This is a genomic window from Spirilliplanes yamanashiensis (assembly GCF_016863475.1).
Taxonomy (GTDB): domain Bacteria; phylum Actinomycetota; class Actinomycetes; order Mycobacteriales; family Micromonosporaceae; genus Spirilliplanes; species Spirilliplanes yamanashiensis.
Genome location: NZ_BOOY01000026.1, coordinates 253,102 through 270,247 on the forward strand (window position 1 = coordinate 253,102; position 17,146 = coordinate 270,247).

The following is a 17,146-nucleotide window of genomic DNA, read 5'->3' on the forward strand; positions in this document are numbered from 1 at the left end:
ACCTGGCTGATACGGTCCGGACAAAGCAGCCCCGCCTACGGAGTGAGACGACTATGGGCAAGAAGGTCACCGTCGTCGGTGCCGGTTTCTACGGCTCCACGACCGCGCAGCGCCTGGCCGAGTACGACATCTTCGAGACCGTCGTGCTCACCGACATCGTCGAGGGCAAGCCCGAGGGCCTCGCTCTCGACCTCAACCAGTCCCGCCCCGTCGAGGGCTTCGAGACCAAGGTCGTGGGCGCCACGACCGGCCCGAACGGCGAGGGCTACGAGGCCATCGAGGGCTCGGACATCGTCGTCATCACGGCGGGCCTGCCCCGCAAGCCCGGCATGAGCCGGATGGACCTGCTCGGCGTCAACGCGAAGATCGTCCGTCAGGTGTCGGAGAACGTCGCGAAGTACGCCCCGAACGCCGTCGTCATCGTCGTGTCGAACCCGCTCGACGAGATGACCGCGCTGGCCCAGATCGCCACGCAGTTCCCGAGGAACCGGGTCCTCGGCCAGGCGGGCATGCTGGACACCGCCCGCTTCACCCACTTCGTCGCCGAGACGCTGGCCGTGCCGGTCGCGTCGGTGCAGACCCTGACGCTGGGCTCGCACGGCGACACGATGGTGCCGGTGCCGTCGCGCTGCACCGTCAACGGCAAGCCGCTCGCCGAGCTGCTGCCGGCCGAGAAGATCGAGGAGCTGGTCGTGCGCACGCGCAACGGCGGCGCCGAGGTCGTGGCGCTGCTGAAGACCGGCTCGGCCTACTACGCCCCGTCCGCCGCGGCGGCCCGGATGGCCCGCGCGGTCGCCGAGGACTCCGGCGCGGTCATGCCGGTGTGCGCCTGGGTCGACGGCGAGTACGGCATCTCGGGCGTCTACCTGGGCGTCGAGGCGGAGATCGGCGCGGGCGGCGTGCGCCGGGTCGTCGAGACCGACCTGACCGAGTCCGAGCTGGCGGGCCTCAAGGAGGCCGCCGAGGCGGTGCGCGCCAAGCAGGCGGACGTCGCCGACCTCTGAGTCGCGGAACCGTGAGAAAGGGCCCGGCACCGCCGGGCCCTTTCTCATGCGCGCACGAACGGCGCCCCGAGGTGCGGCGTGGCGAGGGTCAGTCCGGCGTCACGGGCGGCGGCGAGCCGGTCCCGGCGGGTGGCCGCCGCCGTCGCCGGGTCCATGTCGTGGCCGTACGTCAGCTCGGGGTGCAGCAGCTGCACGGCGTGCACGAACAGGTCGCCGGTGACGAGCAGGCCGTCGCCGACGAGCACGGACTGGTGGCCGGGCGTGTGGCCCGGCGTGGCGAGCACCCGGACGCCGGGGGCGATCGTGGTGTCGCCGTGGTCGGTGTGCAGGTGGGTGAGGAGCACGGTGGTCACGTCACCGGGTGTGATGCCGGCGGCGGCCAGTTCGGCGGGCAGCCGCCCCGGGGTGGGCGCCCAGGCGCTCGCGGGGGCGTCCGCCGGCCCGATGCCCGCGTCGACCAGGGTGACCGGGCCGTCGCCGTGCCGGACGGCGAAGCAGCGGAAGTGCAGCCGCCATCGCCCGTGCTCGTCCACCGAGCCGGGGTCGAACGCGTCGGCCGCGGCCCACTGGGCGGGCGACGCCGCCGGGATCGCGGTTTCGCGGGGCTCGAAGAACGGGCCCTCGGCGTCCTGCAGAGCGGTGACACTGAGGGGTCCGAAGTTGCGGCTCACCGGCATCGGCCGATGATGCCAGGGAGGCGACCCGCATCGTGGTCGCGCCCCGTCTTGCAGTACGCTCGTACTGCTTGAGCATGAATCCTGTGAGAGGAGCGCCGGCCGATGGCGAAGATCAAGGTCAACAATCCGGTCGTGGAGCTCGACGGCGACGAGATGACGCGGATCATCTGGAAGCAGATCCGCGAGCAGCTGATCCTGCCGTACCTCGACGTCGAGCTGGAGTACTACGACCTCTCGGTCCAGTACCGGGACGAGACCGACGACCAGGTGACCATCGACGCGGCGAACGCCATCAAGCGGCACGGCGTGGGCGTCAAGTGCGCCACGATCACGCCGGACGAGGCGCGGGTCGAGGAGTTCGGCCTGAAGAAGATGTGGCGGTCGCCGAACGGCACGATCCGCAACATCCTCGGCGGCGTCGTCTTCCGTGAGCCGATCATCATGGAGAACGTGCCGCGGCTGGTGCCGGGCTGGACCAAGCCGATCGTGATCGGCCGCCACGCCCACGGCGACCAGTACAAGGCGACCGACTTCGTGGTGCCCGGCCCGGGCACGCTGACGGTCACGTTCACCCCCGCCGACGGCTCCCAGCCGATCGAGCACGTCGTCACCGAGTACCCCGGGGGCGGGGTCGCGATGGCGATGTACAACTACGACGACTCGATCCGCGACTTCGCGCGGGCGTCGTTCCGGTACGGCCTGGCCCGCAAGTTCCCGGTGTACCTGTCCACGAAGAACACCATCCTCAAGGCGTACGACGGCCGGTTCAAGGACCTGTTCGCCGAGGTGTTCGAGGCGGAGTTCGCCGAGGAGTTCAAGGCCGCCGGCATCACCTACGAGCACCGCCTCATCGACGACATGGTCGCCGCCGCGCTGAAGTGGGAGGGCGGCTTCGTCTGGGCGTGCAAGAACTACGACGGTGACGTGCAGTCCGACACGGTCGCGCAGGGCTTCGGCTCGCTGGGCCTGATGACCTCGGTGCTCATGACGCCGGACGGCAAGACCGTCGAGGCGGAGGCCGCGCACGGCACCGTCACCCGGCACTACCGGCAGTGGCAGAAGGGCGAGAAGACGTCGACGAACCCGATCGCGTCGATCTTCGCCTGGACGCGCGGCCTGGCGCACCGCGGCAAGCTGGACGGCACCCCGGCCGTCGGCGAGTTCGCGGACACGCTGGAGCAGGTCATCATCGACACCGTCCAGGGTGGCCAGATGACGAAGGACCTGGCGCTGCTCATCTCGCGTGACGCCCCGTGGCTGACCACGGACGAGTTCATGAACGCCCTCGACGAGAACCTGGCGCGCAAGCTCGGCGCCTGATCCCGTAGCACCCGCGAGGCCCGCCGGCGACCGTGCCGGCGGGCCGCCGTGCGTCTACGGTCGGGCCATCTTGATCGCCCACCTCAGCGACCCGCACGTCACCCCGGGCAACCACGACGACGCGGCGGCGCTGGTGGCGGCGTTCGGCGGCACCGGGCGGCTGGGCGGCGGGCACGCGACCCGGTACGCCGTGGAGTACCCGGAGGCCACGATCGTGGCGCTGGACTCGGCGGTGCCCGGCGAGGCCGGCGTGGTCGACGCTGCTGACGGTGGCGCCGAGCACGTGGCGGCAGAGCCAGCTGCGGATGCACGACGCGGCGCCGCCGGGCTACCTGGCGGAGCCGACGGGGATGCTGCTGCACATCGTGGACGGTCCGGACTGTGTCACGCACGTCGTCGCGGTGCCACGCCGGGGCGCCGCTCGGCTGACCGGCGAACCGGATGTATGCACCGAACCGCATGTTTAGGGACCGTAACCGGCGCTGCGGCATATCGTTGAGCTGTCTGTACGCGGCCGCAAGGCCGCGCACACGGTGGAGATCCACCGGTCGTGGCCGCCTTGTCCCGGGCGCCCGTCGGTGCCTCCCGTGGCTGTCGCAGCACAGCCTGCCGTCCCTTCCCTGTGGGGGGCCCTGTCCCGGGCCCCCCACACCCCTTTCCCCGGGGGTGGGTGAGGTCAGGCCGCGCGCAGCTTCTCCGCCGCCTTCTCCGGCACGATGTCGTTGATGAAGAACTGCATCGCCGACTCGGAGCCCGCCAGGTACTTCAGCTTGTCGGCGGCGCGCCGGATGCTGAACAGCTGCAGGTGCAGGTAGCCCAGCTCGCGCCCGGCGCCGACCACGGCCTGGTGCCACGCCGAGATGTACGGCATCGGCTTGCCGAACAGCGCGTCGAAGCGGCGCAGCACGTCGAGGTAGAGCGGGCCGAACGCGTCGCGCTCCGCGTCGTGCAGGGCCGGGATGTCGGCCACCTGCCGGTGCGGGGCCAGGTGCACCTCGAACGGCCACCGCGCGGCGGCCGGCACGTACGCCGTCCAGTGCTCGTTGGCCGCGACGACCCGGGCGCCGTCGGCGCGCTCGGCCGCCAGCACGTCGGCGTAGAGGTTGCGGCCGCCGGTGCGCTCGTGGTGGCGGCGGGCCGCCTGCAGCATCGTGCGGGTGCGCGGCGGCACCTCCGGGTACGCGTAGATCTGGCCGTGCGGGTGGTGCAGGGTCACGCCGATCTCGACGCCGCGGTTCTCGAACGGGAACACCTGCGCGACGCCGGGCAGGCCCGACATCTCGGCCGTGCGGTCGGCGAGGACGTCCACCACCGTGCGCACCCGGGCGGGGGTGAGCGCCGCGAACGAGCTGTCGTGGTCGGCCGTGAAGCACACGACCTCACACCGCCCGACGGCCGGCTCGACGCGGACCAGCTCGGTGATGTGGTCGACCTCGTCGGGCACCACCCGGTCGCTGAACGACGGGAACTGGTTCTCGAACACCACCACGTCGTAGTCGCTCGACGGGATCTCGCTGGCGAAGCCGGGCGTGGACGGGCACAGCGGGCACCGGTCCGACGGCGGCAGGAACGTGCGGGTCTGGCGGTGCGCCGCGATGGCCACCCACTCGTCCACCAGCGGGTCGTGGCGCAGCTGCGACGCCGGCGGGGGAGGGGGCAGCTCGCGCTTGTCGGCGGCCGAGCGGTCGGCCTCGTGCTCGTCGAAGTAGATGAGCTCCCGGCCGTCGGCCAGCCGGATGGGCGTGCGGATCATGCGGGCTCCACCACCATGACCTCGTCGACCTCCTCGGAGAGCAGTGCCAGCGCCGTCGCGTCGAGTCCCGTGTCCGTGATGACGACGTCCGCCTCGCCGAGAGCGGCGATCGAGGAGATACCCACGGTTCCCCACTTCGTGTGGTCGGCGAGGACGACGAGTCGTTCGCAGGCGCCCAGCAGCGCCCGGTTGGTGTCCGACTCCATCAGGTTCGGGGTGGTGTATCCCGCCCGTTCGCTCATCCCGTGCACACCGAGGAACAGCACGTCGAGGTGCAGGGAACCGATCGCGGCCACGGCGACGGGCCCGACGAGGGCGTCGGACGGGGTGCGCGTGCCGCCGGTGAGCACGACCGTCTGGTCCGGGCGCCCGGCCCGGTAGAACACGTCGGCGACCGGGATGGAGTTGGTGACGACGGTCAGCGACGGCACGTCGACGAGCCGCTGGGCCAGCTCGGCGGTGGTGGTGCCGGCCGACAGGGCGATCGCGTCGCCGGGGGAGACCAGGCCCGCCGCGCGGGCGGCGATGGCGGACTTCTCCGCCCGCTGCTGCACGCTCTTGGCGGCGAAGCCGGGCTCGTGCGCCGAACCGGGGCTGACCGTCGTGGCGCCGCCGTGCACCTTGGCGAGCAGCCCGCGCTCGGCGAGCGTCTCGAGGTCGCGGCGGATGGTCATGTCCGAGACGCCGTACTCGGTGGCGAGTTCACTGACCCGGACGCCCCCGGAGGCCCGGACCCGGTCCAGAATGGCAGCCTGACGCTGGGGGGCGAGCATCAGGCGGTCCGCACGTAGATGAACACAGTTGAACACTAGCGGACCGCAGGCCCGAACTTAAATGCCTCGTCCCCGCTTGTGCAGGGCGGTCAGCACATTCTCGACCTTGACCGCGCCGGTCATCGCGGCGATGGCGATGGCGGCCCGGGGCTCCTTCCAGTTCGCCCGCACCGCCTCCTTCGTGTACGACCAGGCCTGGTTGCGGTTGCCGCTGGCCGCCGACCAGCAGGCGAGCTGGCCGTACACCCGCGCGGCGCCCGGGCGGCAGCCGCTGATCTCGGGGTGCCGGGCCATCATCCAGCGCAGCGACGAGATCTTGGTCGCGTACTCGTAGGCGTAATGCGAGGTCCGGCCCCACAGCACCCGCACCAGCGGCTCGTCGACGTGCACGATGTCGTGCCGGCGGGCGGCGCGCAGCAGCAGGTCCCAGTCCTCGTTCTGGCTGCCCGGGGCGTCCTCGGCGACCAGCCCGATCCCGTCGCCGGTGGGCAGCAGCGCCTCGCGGCGGATCAGGAACGTCGACGAGTGCAGCATCGCCATCCGCGAGCGGGCCAGCTCGTCCACGGTGACCCGGGCGGCCCCGGCCAGCCGCGGGGTGGTCTGCCCCTCGAACTCGACCTCGATCGCGCAGGTGACGAACTCGGCGTCCGGCTCGGCGAGCAGCGCGGCGACCTGCCGGCGCAGCTTGTCCGGCGCCCACACGTCGTCGTCGTCGCAGAACGCGACCAGCTCTGTGTCCAGCGACAGGATGCCGGAGTTGCGGGCGCCCGCCAGCCCCGGCGCGCGCCAGTTGCTGAGCACCAGCACCGGCGGGTCGTCGCTGGTGGCCAGGGCGTAGTCGGGCTCGGCCTGGTCGTAGACGACCACGACGCGGACCTCGCCCGGGTACTTCGAGGCCCGCACCCCGGCGATCGCGCGCCGGACCAGCTCGGGACGGTTGCGCGTGGGGATCACCACGCCGACGGTCGGCCAGTTCATCTCATGCCTCCTGGGTCGTGCGCTGCGTGAGGGGGTAGCCGTAGGCGCGCAGCATCGGCGCGCAGACCGTGCCGACGAGGGCACGCTGGCGGGGCGGGAGGGCCGACACCCAGGCGTCGTCGCGGCGCAGCCGGATGCGGCCGACGGTGAACCGCATCGGGTTGCCGGCCGCGCTGTGCCCGGGGGTCAGGTCGGCGTGCCCGTCGCCGAGGAAGGCCAGGTCCGGCTCGGTGACCCGGAGCCCGGCGAACGCCGCCAGCTCGGTCAGCGCCTGCCGGGGCTCGGCCAGGAACTGCTCGTAGCGCAGCCGCTGCACGGGCACGCCGCGGCGGGCGAGCAGGCCGAACGCGGCGTTGTGCGCGGTCCACAGCAGCGCCGAGTGCCCGGGCGTGTAGCGGGTCATCTCGTCGGCGTTGTCGGCCTCGGGCCGGGCGACGGTCTTGGTCCACGAGTACGCCACCCCGCGGGCGTCGCGCACCACGTGCACCACCCGCAGGTCCAGGTCGGACGCCCAGCGCAGGCAGTGCGCGAGCGCGCTGTGCTTCGACGAGTCGACGAGCACCTCGCAGCCGGACACGGCGGCCGCGGCGTCGTACACCCGGGTGTAGAACTCGGCGTAGCGGGCCACGTCGGCGGGCGGCCGGCCCCCGGCGAGCCGGGGGATGTGCCGGGTGCGCTCGACGGCGGCCTGCAGCGCGTGCACCCGCTCGACGTCGACGTTGGCCCAGCCGCCGAAGGCGCGGTCGCCCACCGCGGCCCAGAACGAGCAGGCCGAGAAGCGCTCGCCGCAGCCGCACCGCTCGTCGTCGACGATGTCGCGTTGCCACAGGTGGACGACCTCGCCGAGGGCGCGGACGCCGGGCAGCTCGCCGAGGAGCCGCTCCACGAGGGTGGTACCACTTCGTCCCAATCCGCCCAGAAAGAGCACACGTGCCACTTTCTCCACCCTTCGCTCGTTTTCGGACGTATAACGAGGCAACGGGCGCGGGAGGTGCTGTGGTGACGATCGACGCTTTCAGCCGGATCGAACTGGACGGGACGGGCTTCGACCGGGTGACGGAGGACGAGGTGGTGGCCATCGTCCGGCGCGCCATCGAGCGCGGCGACGGCGGCCGGATCATCACCCCGAACGTCGACATCCTGCGCCAGGCCCGGCACGACGAGCAGGTTCGCGCCTACCTGGCCGAAGCCGACCTCGTCGTCGCCGACGGCATGCCGCTCGTGTGGGCCAGCAAGCTGTCCGGCACCCCGCTGCCCGAGCGGGTCGCCGGCTCCAGCCTCATCTGGTCGCTGTCCGAGGGCCTCGGCCGCGACGGCCGGTCCGTCTTCGTGCTCGGCGGCAACCTGCCCGACCCGGTCACCGGCGAGCTCGACGGCGCCACCCGCGCCGCCGGGCGCCTCGCCGCCGCCAGCCCCGGCCTGCGCATCGCCGGCTGCCTCAGCCCCGAGCACGGCTTCGAGCGCGACCCCGCCACCTTCGCCGCCGTCTGCGCCAAGGTCGTCAAGGCGCGCCCCGACATGGTCTACGTCGGGCTCGGCTTCCCCAAGCAGGAGTGGGTCGTCACCCGGCTGCGCGAACTGCTGCCGCGCAGCTGGTTCATCGGGTGCGGGGCGGCCGTCAACTTCGTCGCCGGCGACTGCGACCGGGCCCCCGCGTGGATGCAGCGCAGCGGCCTGGAGTGGGCGCACCGGCTCGGCACCGAGCCCGGCCGCCTCGCCAAGCGCTACCTGCGCCACGACGCGCCGTACGCGCTGCGCCTCCTGGCACAGGCGACGGCGCGCCGCTGACGCCGGCTAGGGGGTGACCGCGAAGTACGGGTCGCGGGTCAGCGCCTCGAACGCCTGCCACGCGGGCGGGTCGTCGACCAGCCGGAACTGCTGCTTCGGCCCGTTCCCGTCCGGGTTCGACTCGAAGTACACGACGGCCTTGATCTGCGGGTTCGCCTTGAACGTGCGCACCGCGTCGGTGATCCACTGCGCCCGGCCCGCCGAGCCCCACGCCTTCGCGACCCCGAACTCGCCGACCACGATCGGCTTCGGGTGCTGCGCGGCGAACTCCAGGAACGGCTTCATCAGCTCGCCGATCGGCTTGAACGAGTTGCCGGCGTACACGTCGACGCACGTCCAGTCGACCTGGTCGTCGCCCGGGTAGAAGGCGGGCGCGTCGCCGCGCATGAAGCCCTCGGCGGTCGGGCACCACACCCAGCTCACGTTCGTGACCCGCTCCTCGGCGAAGATCCGCCGGATGTACTTCCACGACGCGATGTAGTCCGGCCCCGACCACATCTCCGCCCGCAGGTTCGGCCGGTCCATCTCCCACCGGATGCGCACCATCATCGGGTTGCCGGCCGCGCGGATCGCCCGCGCCTGGGCCCGGATCTTGTCGTCGTGCTGACCGTCCACGATGGACCGGGTGTCGCCGGTCGCCCAGCTCACCATCAGCGTCGTGCCGCGGCGCAGGAACTCCATGTCCGACTCGGTGCCGACGGGCTGCTCGAACCGCTTGTACGTGTTCAGGATCGCCAGCCGCCGCCCCAGGTTGGCCTCGACGGCGTCGATCGCCTCGAGCCGCCCCGGCTGCGTCAGCTCCACCGGCTTCACCCACGCCCCGAAGTACGCGCCCCGCGCCGGCGCGGCCACCGGCCCGGCCCGGAACGGCCCCGGGTTCACGGCGATGCCGTCGGGGCTGGAGGTGAGGTCGGGCGACGGGCTGGGCGACGGCTCCGGCCGCGGCTCGGGCGAGCTGCTGCACCCGGCGAGCGTGAGCGCGGTGGTGGCGAGGGCGGCGAGAGCAATGCGGACGATCGGCTTCACGCCCGGTACAACGACGTCCCCCGCGCCTCGGGCTCGGGGGACGTCCGCCACGCTCCCGGGCGCGCACGGGGCGCACCCGGGAGCGGTCCGGGTCAGTGGGCGACGCGGCGGGCCACGTAGACCACGTCGACGGCCCAGCGGCCGAACAGGTGCACGCCGACGGTGTCGAACGCCTTGGCGAGCGGCTTGAGCCAGCGGCGGTCGTACCAGCTCTGGGTGACCATCGAGAAGCCGCGGCGCTCGATGACCTCGAAGCCGTGCCGGTGCAGCAGGGCCTCGACGTCGGCGTGCGACAGCTCGGCGAACCAGCGGTTGCTGTCGTGCTTGCGGGCCCGCAGGTGGCGCAGGCTGCCCGCGTTGCCGTGGTTCTCCACGACGAGCAGGCCGGCCCGGGCGTCCGGCAGGGCCTTGGCGGCGAACGCGATGGCCCGGTCGCGGACGGCGTCGTCCACGTTGAGCAGCAGCCGGAACATCGTCACCACCGCGGGGTGGCCCGCGTCGACCGGGGCCGGCACGGGGCCGTCCGGGTCGACCTGGTGCCAGTGGGCCCGGGAGCCCACCTCGTCGGCCTTCGCCATCATCTCGGCGGAGGTGTCGTAGCCGTGCGCGTCGCGGACGGCGCCGTGCAGGGCGCGGATCGCCCGGCCGGTGCCGCACGCGAAGTCGTGCTGGACGGGCTTGCGGTCGCCGAACCGGCGCTGCACCAGGGCCCGCAGCCACGCCTTCTGGCGGCGGTTGATGTCGGAGGCGTAGCTGCCCGGCGCGTACGTGATCGTCTCGTACTTCTCGACCGCGTCGACGTCCTGGAACACCTCGGTGTACTCCGTCGTCACGTTGTTCTCCTCGGGTTGTGGTTTCGTCGGGTGAAGTCGGCGAGGGCGAGCGGCCCGCGCAGCCACCAGGCGGCGGCGGCGTACAGCGGCGCGCCCAGGGCGAGGGAGACGGCGAGCGGGCCGGCGCCCACCCCGGCCACGGCGACGGCGGCGGCGGGCAGCGCGCCGAAGCAGGCCAGGGCGAGGCCGGCGGCGGTCAGGGTGCCGCGGCCGAACGGGTGCAGCCCGATCGCGCGGTGCACCTGGGCCAGCGGCACGAGGTTGTTGACGGTCATGGCGACGGCCAGGCCGATCGCGGCGCCGAGCGCGCCGTGCCGGGGGATGAGCAGCACGTCGAGGACGACCGTGACGGCCAGCGCGAGCAGCACGTTCCACAGGTTCCAGCTGGTGCGCCCGCCCATGGCGAGGACCATGTCGACCATGCCGCAGCCGGTGGCGACGAGCATCGCGCAGGCGAGCACGGCCACCACGGGCGCGCCGGCCACGTAGGCGTCGCCGAACACGGCCAGGTAGACCGGGGCGAACGTGAGCACCAGCAGCAGCACGGGCCAGGTGGCGAGCACCAGCCAGCCGGTGGCGGTGCGGTAGAGCCGGTTCGCCGCGGCGGTGTCGCCGACGGCGAGCGCCTCGGCGAGGCGGGGCTGCACGGACTGCGAGATGCCCTGGTTGGCGAACTGGACGAGCACGACGAACCGGCCGGCGACGGCGTACACGGCGGCCGCGGCGAGCCCGCCGAGCGCGGCGACGAGCAGCACGTCGATGCGCTGCAGGGCGAGCTGGGCGACGCTGGCGACGGCGCGCGGGCCGGTGAAGCGCCAGAACTCGCGGCGCAGCGCGTCGCGCTCGACGCGGCGGCTGCGCCCGGCGCCGGCGCTGCCCACCCGGTGGATGCGGCGCAGGGCGACCGCGGCGAGCGCGGCGACGGGCACGTACGGGGCGGCCCAGGCGAACGCGAACGCGGACAAATCGACCACGGTCGGGGTCCACAGTGCCATCGCCGCCAGCGCGCCGACGGCGGCCAGCTGCAGCGCCGAGCGCAGGAACCGCTCGTACGCCACGGTCGGGCGCATGGCCCGGTAGCCGCGGGTCGCCGTGAGCAGCGCGTCCGCCAGCGCGGCGACCGGCAGGAACACGGCCAGCGCGCGCAGGCCCGCCGTGTGCTCACCGAGCACCGCGGCCGACGCCCCGCCCGCGGTCAGCCGGGCCAGCGGCTCGGCCGCGGCGAACATCGCAGCGCCCAGCACCGTGGCCGCCACCGCGACCGGCACCAGCCCGGTGCGCAGCGCGGCGCCGAGCAGGGCGGAGCGGCCGGTGGCGCGCAGCCGGGCCGGCCAGTAGACCAGCCCGGTCTGCGTGCCCAGCTTGGCGACCCCGCCTACCAGCACGAACGCGGCGGTCGATGCGAAGAACGCCCCGGCGTGCTCGGCGCCCAGCCCGCGCGCCACCAGCCAGGTGACGACCACCCCGGTCGCCCCGGCGAAACCCGCGCCGACCAGGTTGGCGAGGCCGCCGCGCGCGACGCCGCGGTCCGCCGCGGGCGCCGGAGGATCGGCCGGGGACGCGGCCGGGACCGGCGGAACGGTGGCGCGGCCGATCGCCCGCGTCACCGGCGCCAGATCGGGGGGTGTCCCAGCCAGGTGGCCAGCCGCTCGTCGTGCGGCGCGAAGTGCTCCGTCAGCTCCCGGCGCAGGTCGTCGTCCATGTCGGCCTGGCGCGGGCGGGCGTTGTGCCGCTCGAACGCCGGCCGCTCCAGCACCGGCAGCCCCAGGAACGCGCACACCTCGTCGTACACGGCCTCCGGCTCGGCGAAGAACCGCTCGCTCTCCACCACGTGGATGCGCTCGCGGCCCAGGTGCCCGGCCATCGCGGACAGGTAGCGGGCGTACTCGCCGCGGCCGCGGTAGGCGTGGTGCTGGTGGGCGAAGCTGTAGTGCCGCGGGTCCGCGGCCAGCCGCTCCTCCTGCTTGTGCAGCCGGGCCGCCTCCAGCGCCAGCGCGGCCCGGAACGACGTCTCCCGCTCGAACCCGCGCGCCACCTCGTGGTGGTGCTGCGAGTACGCCCGCTCCACCGGGTCGCGCACCAGCACGAGCACCTTGGCGTCCGGCAGGTCGCGGGCGATCCGGCCGGACGCCTGCGGGTGGTACATGTAGTACGGGCTCGACTCGAACGTCTGCGCCGGCACCCCGTAGCGCTGGCCCACCTTCGTGGCCGTGCGCTGCAGCGGGAAGTGCGCCCTGTACCACCCCATGCCGCGGTCGTACGACGTGTCGAAGTAGTGCACGCCCTTGTGCAGCACCGCCTTGAGCACCACCGGGTGCTGGGCGAGCGCCCGGTACAGCGACGTGGTGCCGCAGCGCTGGCCGCCGCAGATGAGGAACGACGGGGTCATCCGGGCCGGGGCGGTCAGCCGCCCGTACGACCGGGACCCCAGGTGGACGACCCGCTTGACCGGGCCGGGGACCTTGCGGACGTCGACCTTCATGCGGCCTCCCCCTCGAGCGACGCGACTTCGTTGATGAGTACGGGCAGCAGCCAGGTGCCCAGCACGCCCAGCCGGGCGCCCGCCTCCGCCTGCCGGTCCGCGAGGTAGCGGGTGGCCAGGTCGACGAGGTAGAGCAGCGCGGTGAGCCGGTACCCGGCCCGCGGCACGTCGAACGGCTTGAGCAGCTCGGGCGCGCGGCGCAGGGTGGCGGCGACGGCCTCGCCCGCGTCGGCGGTGGTCTGGATGCGCTTCTGCAGCTCGTAGTGCACGGCGTCGAAGCCGGCCGGCACGCCGCGGGTGAAGCGCTCCCAGTCCCAGACGAGCACGGTGTCGACGAGGTTCGCCATGTTCCACGGGGCCCAGTCGCCGTGCCAGGCGCCGTACCGCAGCTCGACGTCGCCGGCCCGCTCGACGAGCTGTGCGGCGGCCCGGGCCAGCTCCGCGCCCTCCGACCGGTCGGCGACGGCGGCCAGCCGCGAGCGCAGCTGCGCCCAGTACGGGCTGGTGGCGAGCCGGCCGCGGGACCAGCCGCACGCCCCGGCGACCTCCAGCATCGCGGCGGCCAGGCGCTCCGGGTGCAGCACGGCGCGCGGCCGCCACACCGGCAGCGCCGATTGCACCAGCACCTGCAGGCCGCGCCACTGCCCGGCGTGCAGCACCCCCGGCGTGGTGACCCGGCGCAGGTCGACGTGGCCGAGCGCGGTCAGCGCCGCCGTCTCCGCGCGGACCAGCTCGTGGGTGAGCGGGCCGGTGCCGAGCTTGGCGAAGCCGAACGTGTCGCCGTCGGGGGAGATGAGCTGCAGCACCGGCTTGCGGTTGGCCCGGGCGGGCCCGATGTGGACGCTGACCGCCAGGTCCCGGCCGAGCTGCTCGCGCAGGTAGCCGTCGATCGTCCCGCCGGCCGGGCCGGTGATCCGGATCCGGTCGCGCATCAGCACGGACGACGCGCCGGTGCGCAGCGCCGCCACGACGGCGTCGCGCTTGAACCGGGCCACCCGGGACTGCGGCTCGGCGTACCGGCGCACGGCCGCCGCGGAGATCCGCTTCGACCGGGTCGGCACCAGCAGCCGCGGCCGGTGCGTGTCGGGCACCACCAGGTACTCGGTGACCATCTCGCCCGCCGTGCCGTCGGTGGCGCACGGCGGCGGGTACAGCAGGTCGAGCACCTCGCGCAGGTACTGCGCGCGCAGGGCGGCGTCCGACGTGGTCAGTGCCGCGGGGGCAGTTCTGACCGGACTCATGCGTCCTCCTCCGGTTGGGTCGCGTTGCGCCAGAGGAGCGCGTACGCCAGGAACATGAAGGCCAGCGGGGTGACCAGGGAGTTGTAGACGAACATCGAGGAGAACGACGTGACGATCGCCGCGGACGCGGCGATGCCGGCCGGAGATCGGTCACGCCGGAACCGCCACAGCGCGGACAGGAAGAAGCCGAGGTAGCCGACGGTGCCGACGATCCCGTGCGCGTACAGCACCTGCCAGAACTGGCCGTTGCCGCCGACGGTGAAGTTGCCGCAGCGCTCGCAGTCCGCGCTCTCGCCGACGGTGATCGACTGCCGGCCGCCGATCGTGGCCCGGGTGGAGCCGAACCCGATCACCGGCGACTCGCCGATGCCGTCGAGTGCCCGCTCGATGAGGAACGAGCGCACGCCGTTGGACTTGCCGTTGGCCATCCGGTCCGACACGACCCCGCCGAGCGGCGTGACCAGCAGCGCCGTGCCCATCGCCAGGCCGGCGACGACCAGGCCGGCGATCATCCACAGCCGGCCCATCACCGCGTACCGGACGGCCACGAAGCAGGCCGCCACGGCGAGGCCGATCCACAGGCCGCGGTTCAGCGAGTAGATCATCGGCGCGACCGACACGACGAGCACGGCCAGGCCGAGCAGCTTCGTGCGGGTGCGGGTCAGCTGCCCCCACACCGCCGCGATCAGGAAGCCGACGAGCAGGCAGAAGTTGTTGCCCCAGGTGTTGGTGTAGCCCCACGGCGCGGCCGGGCGGGGCGCCGGGCCGCCGCCCACGTCCATGATCTGCGCCGCGTACGGGTGCACCAGCGACTGCACGAAGCCCTTGGTCCGGACGCCCTGCGGCAGCAGCAGCTCCACCGGCGAGGTGATCTCGAACCGGCCGGCGACCATGCCGAGCACGCCGCCCGCCACGGTGACGACGAACAGCCAGCCGAGCAGCCGGGTCAGCTTCGCCACCGGCAGCTCGGCGCGCCGCAGGTTGCCGGCGTAGACGAGCAGCACGGTCAGCGCCAGGTACATCCCCAGCCGGTAGGCCACCGCGACGATGCGGCTGGCCGCCGTGCCGGGCACCGTGCCGGCGGGGTCGGCGCCGAGCGCGCCGATGCTGACGACGACGGCGAGCAGGAACAGCGCCCACCACCCGAAGCCGGGCGGCAGCGTGACCCGCCGGCCGCCCGCCCGCACCCGGACGAGCAGCACGATCATGGGCACGGCGGCGATCGGGAAGATCAGCACGCCGAGGCCGAGCAGCCACCACGCCGGGTACGCGGCGAGCAGCCAGACGAGCGGCCAGGCGGGCAGGGCCGGCGGCGCGGCCGGCTGCTCGCTGTGCAGGCCGGCCCGTGCGCGTCGCCGCCCGGCGGAGGCGACGAGGGTCATCGCTTGTCGCGCTGCTTCTTGCGGTCGTTCGCGGCCGCGGCCAGGTCGCTCAGGTTCATCACGGCGGTCGCGTCCTCGCTGCCGCCCTTCTGGCCCGGCGGGCGCGGCGGCGTGACGGTGCCCTTCTTCGAGCCGTTCGCCTTCGCGGCGTCGGCCGAGGAGGGCAGCCGCAGCGGCTGGGTGCGCTCGGCGTCGTCCAGCGGCTCGTGCAGCGGCTTCGGGTCCGCGTCGTCGGCGGTCAGCTCGACCGCCGGGGCGGGCGCGGGCTCCTCGGTGCGCCCGGCGCCCAGCCGCGGCAGCACGACCGCGCCCAGCAGCGGGGTGCCGACCCGGCGCAGCTGCTCCGCCGCGTCCAGCAGGAACGGGCGGCGGGCGCGGCGCAGCTCGACGGCGAGGATGGCGGCGTCGGCCAGGCTGGCGAGGCTCTGCGCGTCGGCGCCGGAGCTGGTCGACGGGGCCTCGATGACGATGAAGTTGCACTGCCGGCGCAGCGTGCCCAGGGTGTCGCGCAGCCGCTGCGACTGCATGAGCCCGGCCGCGGTGGCGGCGCCACCCGTGGTGATGACCCGCAGCGACGGCACCCGCGGCGCCTGCTGCACGGCCTCGCCCAGGCTGACCCGCCCCGCGAGCAGGTCGGACAGGCCGGGGGTGGCGCTGACGCCGAGCATCCGGGCCAGCGGCGCCGCGTCGATCATGCTGTCCGGCAGGTGCGCGCCGATCAGCACGACGTCGCTGCCGGTGCGGGCCAGGGCGGTGGCGAGGTTCGCGGCGACGAGGGTGGTGGCGGTGCCGCGGCTCGCGCCGGTCACCACGATGATCTGGTCGCCGTGGCCGAGGCTGGCGAGCACCTCGTTGCGCAGGCGGTTGAAGATGCGCCCGCCCGGCCCGTACGGCTGGAGCACGTCGTCGAAGCGCGGCGCGGTGCGCTCGTCGAGGGCGGCCAGCACGGGCACCCGGCCGCGCTGGCGCACGTCGGCGACGGTGCGGATGCGCCGGTCGAGCCGCTCGCGCAGCAGCGCCAGCGCCAGCCCCAGCAGCAGGCCGGCCATCACGCCGGTGGCCAGGTTCAGCGTCGGGTTCGGGCTGCTCGGCTTGTCGGGCATCCGGGCGTCGCTGATGATCTGGCCGGGCGTGATGGTGGCCGTGGTCAGCTCGTTCAGCTTGGCGTAGTTGGAGTCCAGCTGGTTCTGCGCGGTGCGCCGCTGGCTCTCCAGGTTCGGCCGCAGCGGGCTGTCGCCGTCGGTGCGGGCGATCTGCGCGTTGATGTTCGTCAGCAGGGCGTTGAGCTGCTTGATCTTCGCCTGCAGGGCGGCCGCGTCCCGGTCGAGGATGGCCCGGGCGCTGGACTCGCGGTTGCGCAGGTACGCCTCGGCGAACGCGTGCGCCGCGGCCTGGGCGCCCTGCGGGGAGTCGCCGGTGTACGCGATGACCAGCACGGTCGTGTTCGCGGGCACCTCGACGGACACGGGCTTGGCCAGCTCGTCCGCGGTGAGCGGGGAGCGCAGCAGCTGCTTGGCGCCGTTGGCGACCGCCGTCGAGCGCACCAGCTGCGCCTCGGTGTCGAGGTTGATGTCGCCCTTGGTGCGCCCGCCGGAGGCGTTGGTGTCGGTGCCCGCGGGGGACACCAGCACCGACGCCGCCGAGCGGTACACCTTCGGCTGCGTGCCGGTGAAGGCGACGGCGCCGGCGGCGCCGATGCCGACGGCGAGGACGAGGATCCACCAGTGCCGGCGGAGCATCCCCAGGTACTGGGACAGGTCGGTGGACACCGGACGAGTCGCATCCATGGTGAGACATGCCCTTTCGGCGAAGACTGGCGGAATGGGCGGATCGCCCTCCGGGGATGTCAACGCCTCGTGCGCCGGTTCGTAACTGCCCGGACGCCTCAT

The 17,146-nt window shown here is 73.6% G+C and carries 15 protein-coding genes; 3 read left to right on the forward strand and 12 right to left on the reverse strand.

The window, feature by feature from the left end; translation table 11 throughout:
- Positions 1-53 precede the first annotated feature (53 nt).
- Positions 54-1,004, forward strand: a complete 951-nt coding sequence (gene mdh / locus Sya03_RS18075) for a malate dehydrogenase (RefSeq protein WP_203939477.1) — start codon at positions 54-56, stop codon at positions 1,002-1,004.
- A gap of 44 nt (positions 1,005-1,048) precedes the next feature.
- Here the strand turns inward: mdh and Sya03_RS18080 are convergent, their stop codons facing one another.
- Complete coding sequence (locus Sya03_RS18080; RefSeq protein ID WP_203939478.1) at positions 1,049-1,681, reverse strand: MBL fold metallo-hydrolase; 633 nt, start codon at positions 1,679-1,681, stop codon at positions 1,049-1,051.
- A 102-nt stretch (positions 1,682-1,783) separates the two neighbouring features.
- On the opposite strand from Sya03_RS18080, the gene Sya03_RS18085 reads away from it, so the two are divergent.
- Positions 1,784-3,001: an NADP-dependent isocitrate dehydrogenase gene (locus Sya03_RS18085; RefSeq protein ID WP_203939479.1), complete on the forward strand. Its 1,218-nt coding sequence runs from the start codon at positions 1,784-1,786 to the stop codon at positions 2,999-3,001.
- Between the two features lie 676 nt (positions 3,002-3,677).
- On the opposite strand, the gene galT is transcribed toward Sya03_RS18085, so the two are convergent.
- The 4 genes from galT to Sya03_RS18105 are packed head-to-tail and all read right to left on the reverse strand — an operon-like array spanning position 3,678 to position 7,442.
- Positions 3,678-4,754 (reverse strand): galactose-1-phosphate uridylyltransferase, encoded by a 1,077-nt coding sequence (galT, locus tag Sya03_RS18090; RefSeq protein ID WP_203939480.1) that lies wholly within the window; start codon positions 4,752-4,754, stop codon positions 3,678-3,680.
- Positions 4,751-5,527 carry a DeoR/GlpR family DNA-binding transcription regulator gene (locus Sya03_RS18095; RefSeq protein ID WP_203939481.1) on the reverse strand — a complete coding sequence of 259 codons (777 nt, stop codon included), beginning with the start codon at positions 5,525-5,527 and terminating at the stop codon, positions 4,751-4,753. Before Sya03_RS18095 ends, galT begins: the two co-directional genes overlap by 4 nt.
- Before the next feature lie 57 nt (positions 5,528-5,584).
- The gene (locus Sya03_RS18100) at positions 5,585-6,505 is read right to left on the reverse strand and encodes a glycosyltransferase family 2 protein (protein ID WP_203939482.1); all 921 of its coding nucleotides are present in this window, start codon (positions 6,503-6,505) and stop codon (positions 5,585-5,587) included.
- Position 6,506: 1 nt separating this feature from the next.
- Positions 6,507-7,442 carry a sulfotransferase gene (locus Sya03_RS18105; RefSeq protein ID WP_203939483.1) on the reverse strand — a complete coding sequence of 312 codons (936 nt, stop codon included), beginning with the start codon at positions 7,440-7,442 and terminating at the stop codon, positions 6,507-6,509.
- Between the two features lie 62 nt (positions 7,443-7,504).
- Between Sya03_RS18105 and Sya03_RS18110 the strand changes: the two genes are divergently transcribed.
- Positions 7,505-8,293 carry a WecB/TagA/CpsF family glycosyltransferase gene (locus Sya03_RS18110; protein ID WP_203939484.1) on the forward strand — a complete coding sequence of 263 codons (789 nt, stop codon included), beginning with the start codon at positions 7,505-7,507 and terminating at the stop codon, positions 8,291-8,293.
- A gap of 6 nt (positions 8,294-8,299) precedes the next feature.
- Here the strand turns inward: Sya03_RS18110 and Sya03_RS18115 are convergent, their stop codons facing one another.
- From Sya03_RS18115 to Sya03_RS18145, 7 genes are all read right to left on the reverse strand, one after another.
- Entirely contained in the window at positions 8,300-9,319 is a 1,020-nt protein-coding gene (locus tag Sya03_RS18115) for a glycosyl hydrolase (RefSeq protein ID WP_203939485.1), read from the reverse strand.
- Positions 9,320-9,411: 92 nt separating this feature from the next.
- The gene (locus tag Sya03_RS18120) at positions 9,412-10,152 is read right to left on the reverse strand and encodes a methyltransferase domain-containing protein (protein WP_203939486.1); all 741 of its coding nucleotides are present in this window, start codon (positions 10,150-10,152) and stop codon (positions 9,412-9,414) included.
- Positions 10,149-11,759, reverse strand: coding sequence for a lipopolysaccharide biosynthesis protein (locus Sya03_RS18125; protein ID WP_239107634.1), 1,611 nt, complete (start codon positions 11,757-11,759; stop codon positions 10,149-10,151). Before Sya03_RS18125 ends, Sya03_RS18120 begins: the two co-directional genes overlap by 4 nt.
- On the reverse strand, positions 11,756-12,634 hold the full coding sequence (locus tag Sya03_RS18130) for a sulfotransferase family protein (RefSeq protein ID WP_203939487.1): 879 nt from the start codon (positions 12,632-12,634) through the stop codon (positions 11,756-11,758). The genes Sya03_RS18125 and Sya03_RS18130 overlap by 4 nt, the downstream gene beginning before the upstream one ends.
- Positions 12,631-13,875: a hypothetical protein gene (locus Sya03_RS18135; protein WP_203939488.1), complete on the reverse strand. Its 1,245-nt coding sequence runs from the start codon at positions 13,873-13,875 to the stop codon at positions 12,631-12,633. Before Sya03_RS18135 ends, Sya03_RS18130 begins: the two co-directional genes overlap by 4 nt.
- Complete coding sequence (locus Sya03_RS18140; protein WP_203939489.1) at positions 13,872-15,257, reverse strand: O-antigen ligase family protein; 1,386 nt, start codon at positions 15,255-15,257, stop codon at positions 13,872-13,874. Before Sya03_RS18140 ends, Sya03_RS18135 begins: the two co-directional genes overlap by 4 nt.
- Positions 15,254-17,026 (reverse strand): tyrosine-protein kinase domain-containing protein, encoded by a 1,773-nt coding sequence (locus Sya03_RS18145; protein WP_239107635.1) that lies wholly within the window; start codon positions 17,024-17,026, stop codon positions 15,254-15,256. Before Sya03_RS18145 ends, Sya03_RS18140 begins: the two co-directional genes overlap by 4 nt.
- Positions 17,027-17,146 lie beyond the last annotated feature (120 nt).

Coding starts and splice junctions, on each gene's coding strand:
- mdh (WP_203939477.1), top strand. CDS start 54: ATGGGCAAGAAGGTCACCGTCGTCGGTGCCGGTTTCTACGGCTCCACG.
- Sya03_RS18080 (WP_203939478.1), bottom strand. CDS start 1,681: ATGCCGGTGAGCCGCAACTTCGGACCCCTCAGTGTCACCGCTCTGCAG.
- Sya03_RS18085 (WP_203939479.1), top strand. CDS start 1,784: ATGGCGAAGATCAAGGTCAACAATCCGGTCGTGGAGCTCGACGGCGAC.
- galT (WP_203939480.1), bottom strand. CDS start 4,754: ATGATCCGCACGCCCATCCGGCTGGCCGACGGCCGGGAGCTCATCTAC.
- Sya03_RS18095 (WP_203939481.1), bottom strand. CDS start 5,527: ATGCTCGCCCCCCAGCGTCAGGCTGCCATTCTGGACCGGGTCCGGGCC.
- Sya03_RS18100 (WP_203939482.1), bottom strand. CDS start 6,505: ATGAACTGGCCGACCGTCGGCGTGGTGATCCCCACGCGCAACCGTCCC.
- Sya03_RS18130 (WP_203939487.1), bottom strand. CDS start 12,634: ATGAAGGTCGACGTCCGCAAGGTCCCCGGCCCGGTCAAGCGGGTCGTC.
- Sya03_RS18135 (WP_203939488.1), bottom strand. CDS start 13,875: ATGAGTCCGGTCAGAACTGCCCCCGCGGCACTGACCACGTCGGACGCC.
- Sya03_RS18140 (WP_203939489.1), bottom strand. CDS start 15,257: ATGACCCTCGTCGCCTCCGCCGGGCGGCGACGCGCACGGGCCGGCCTG.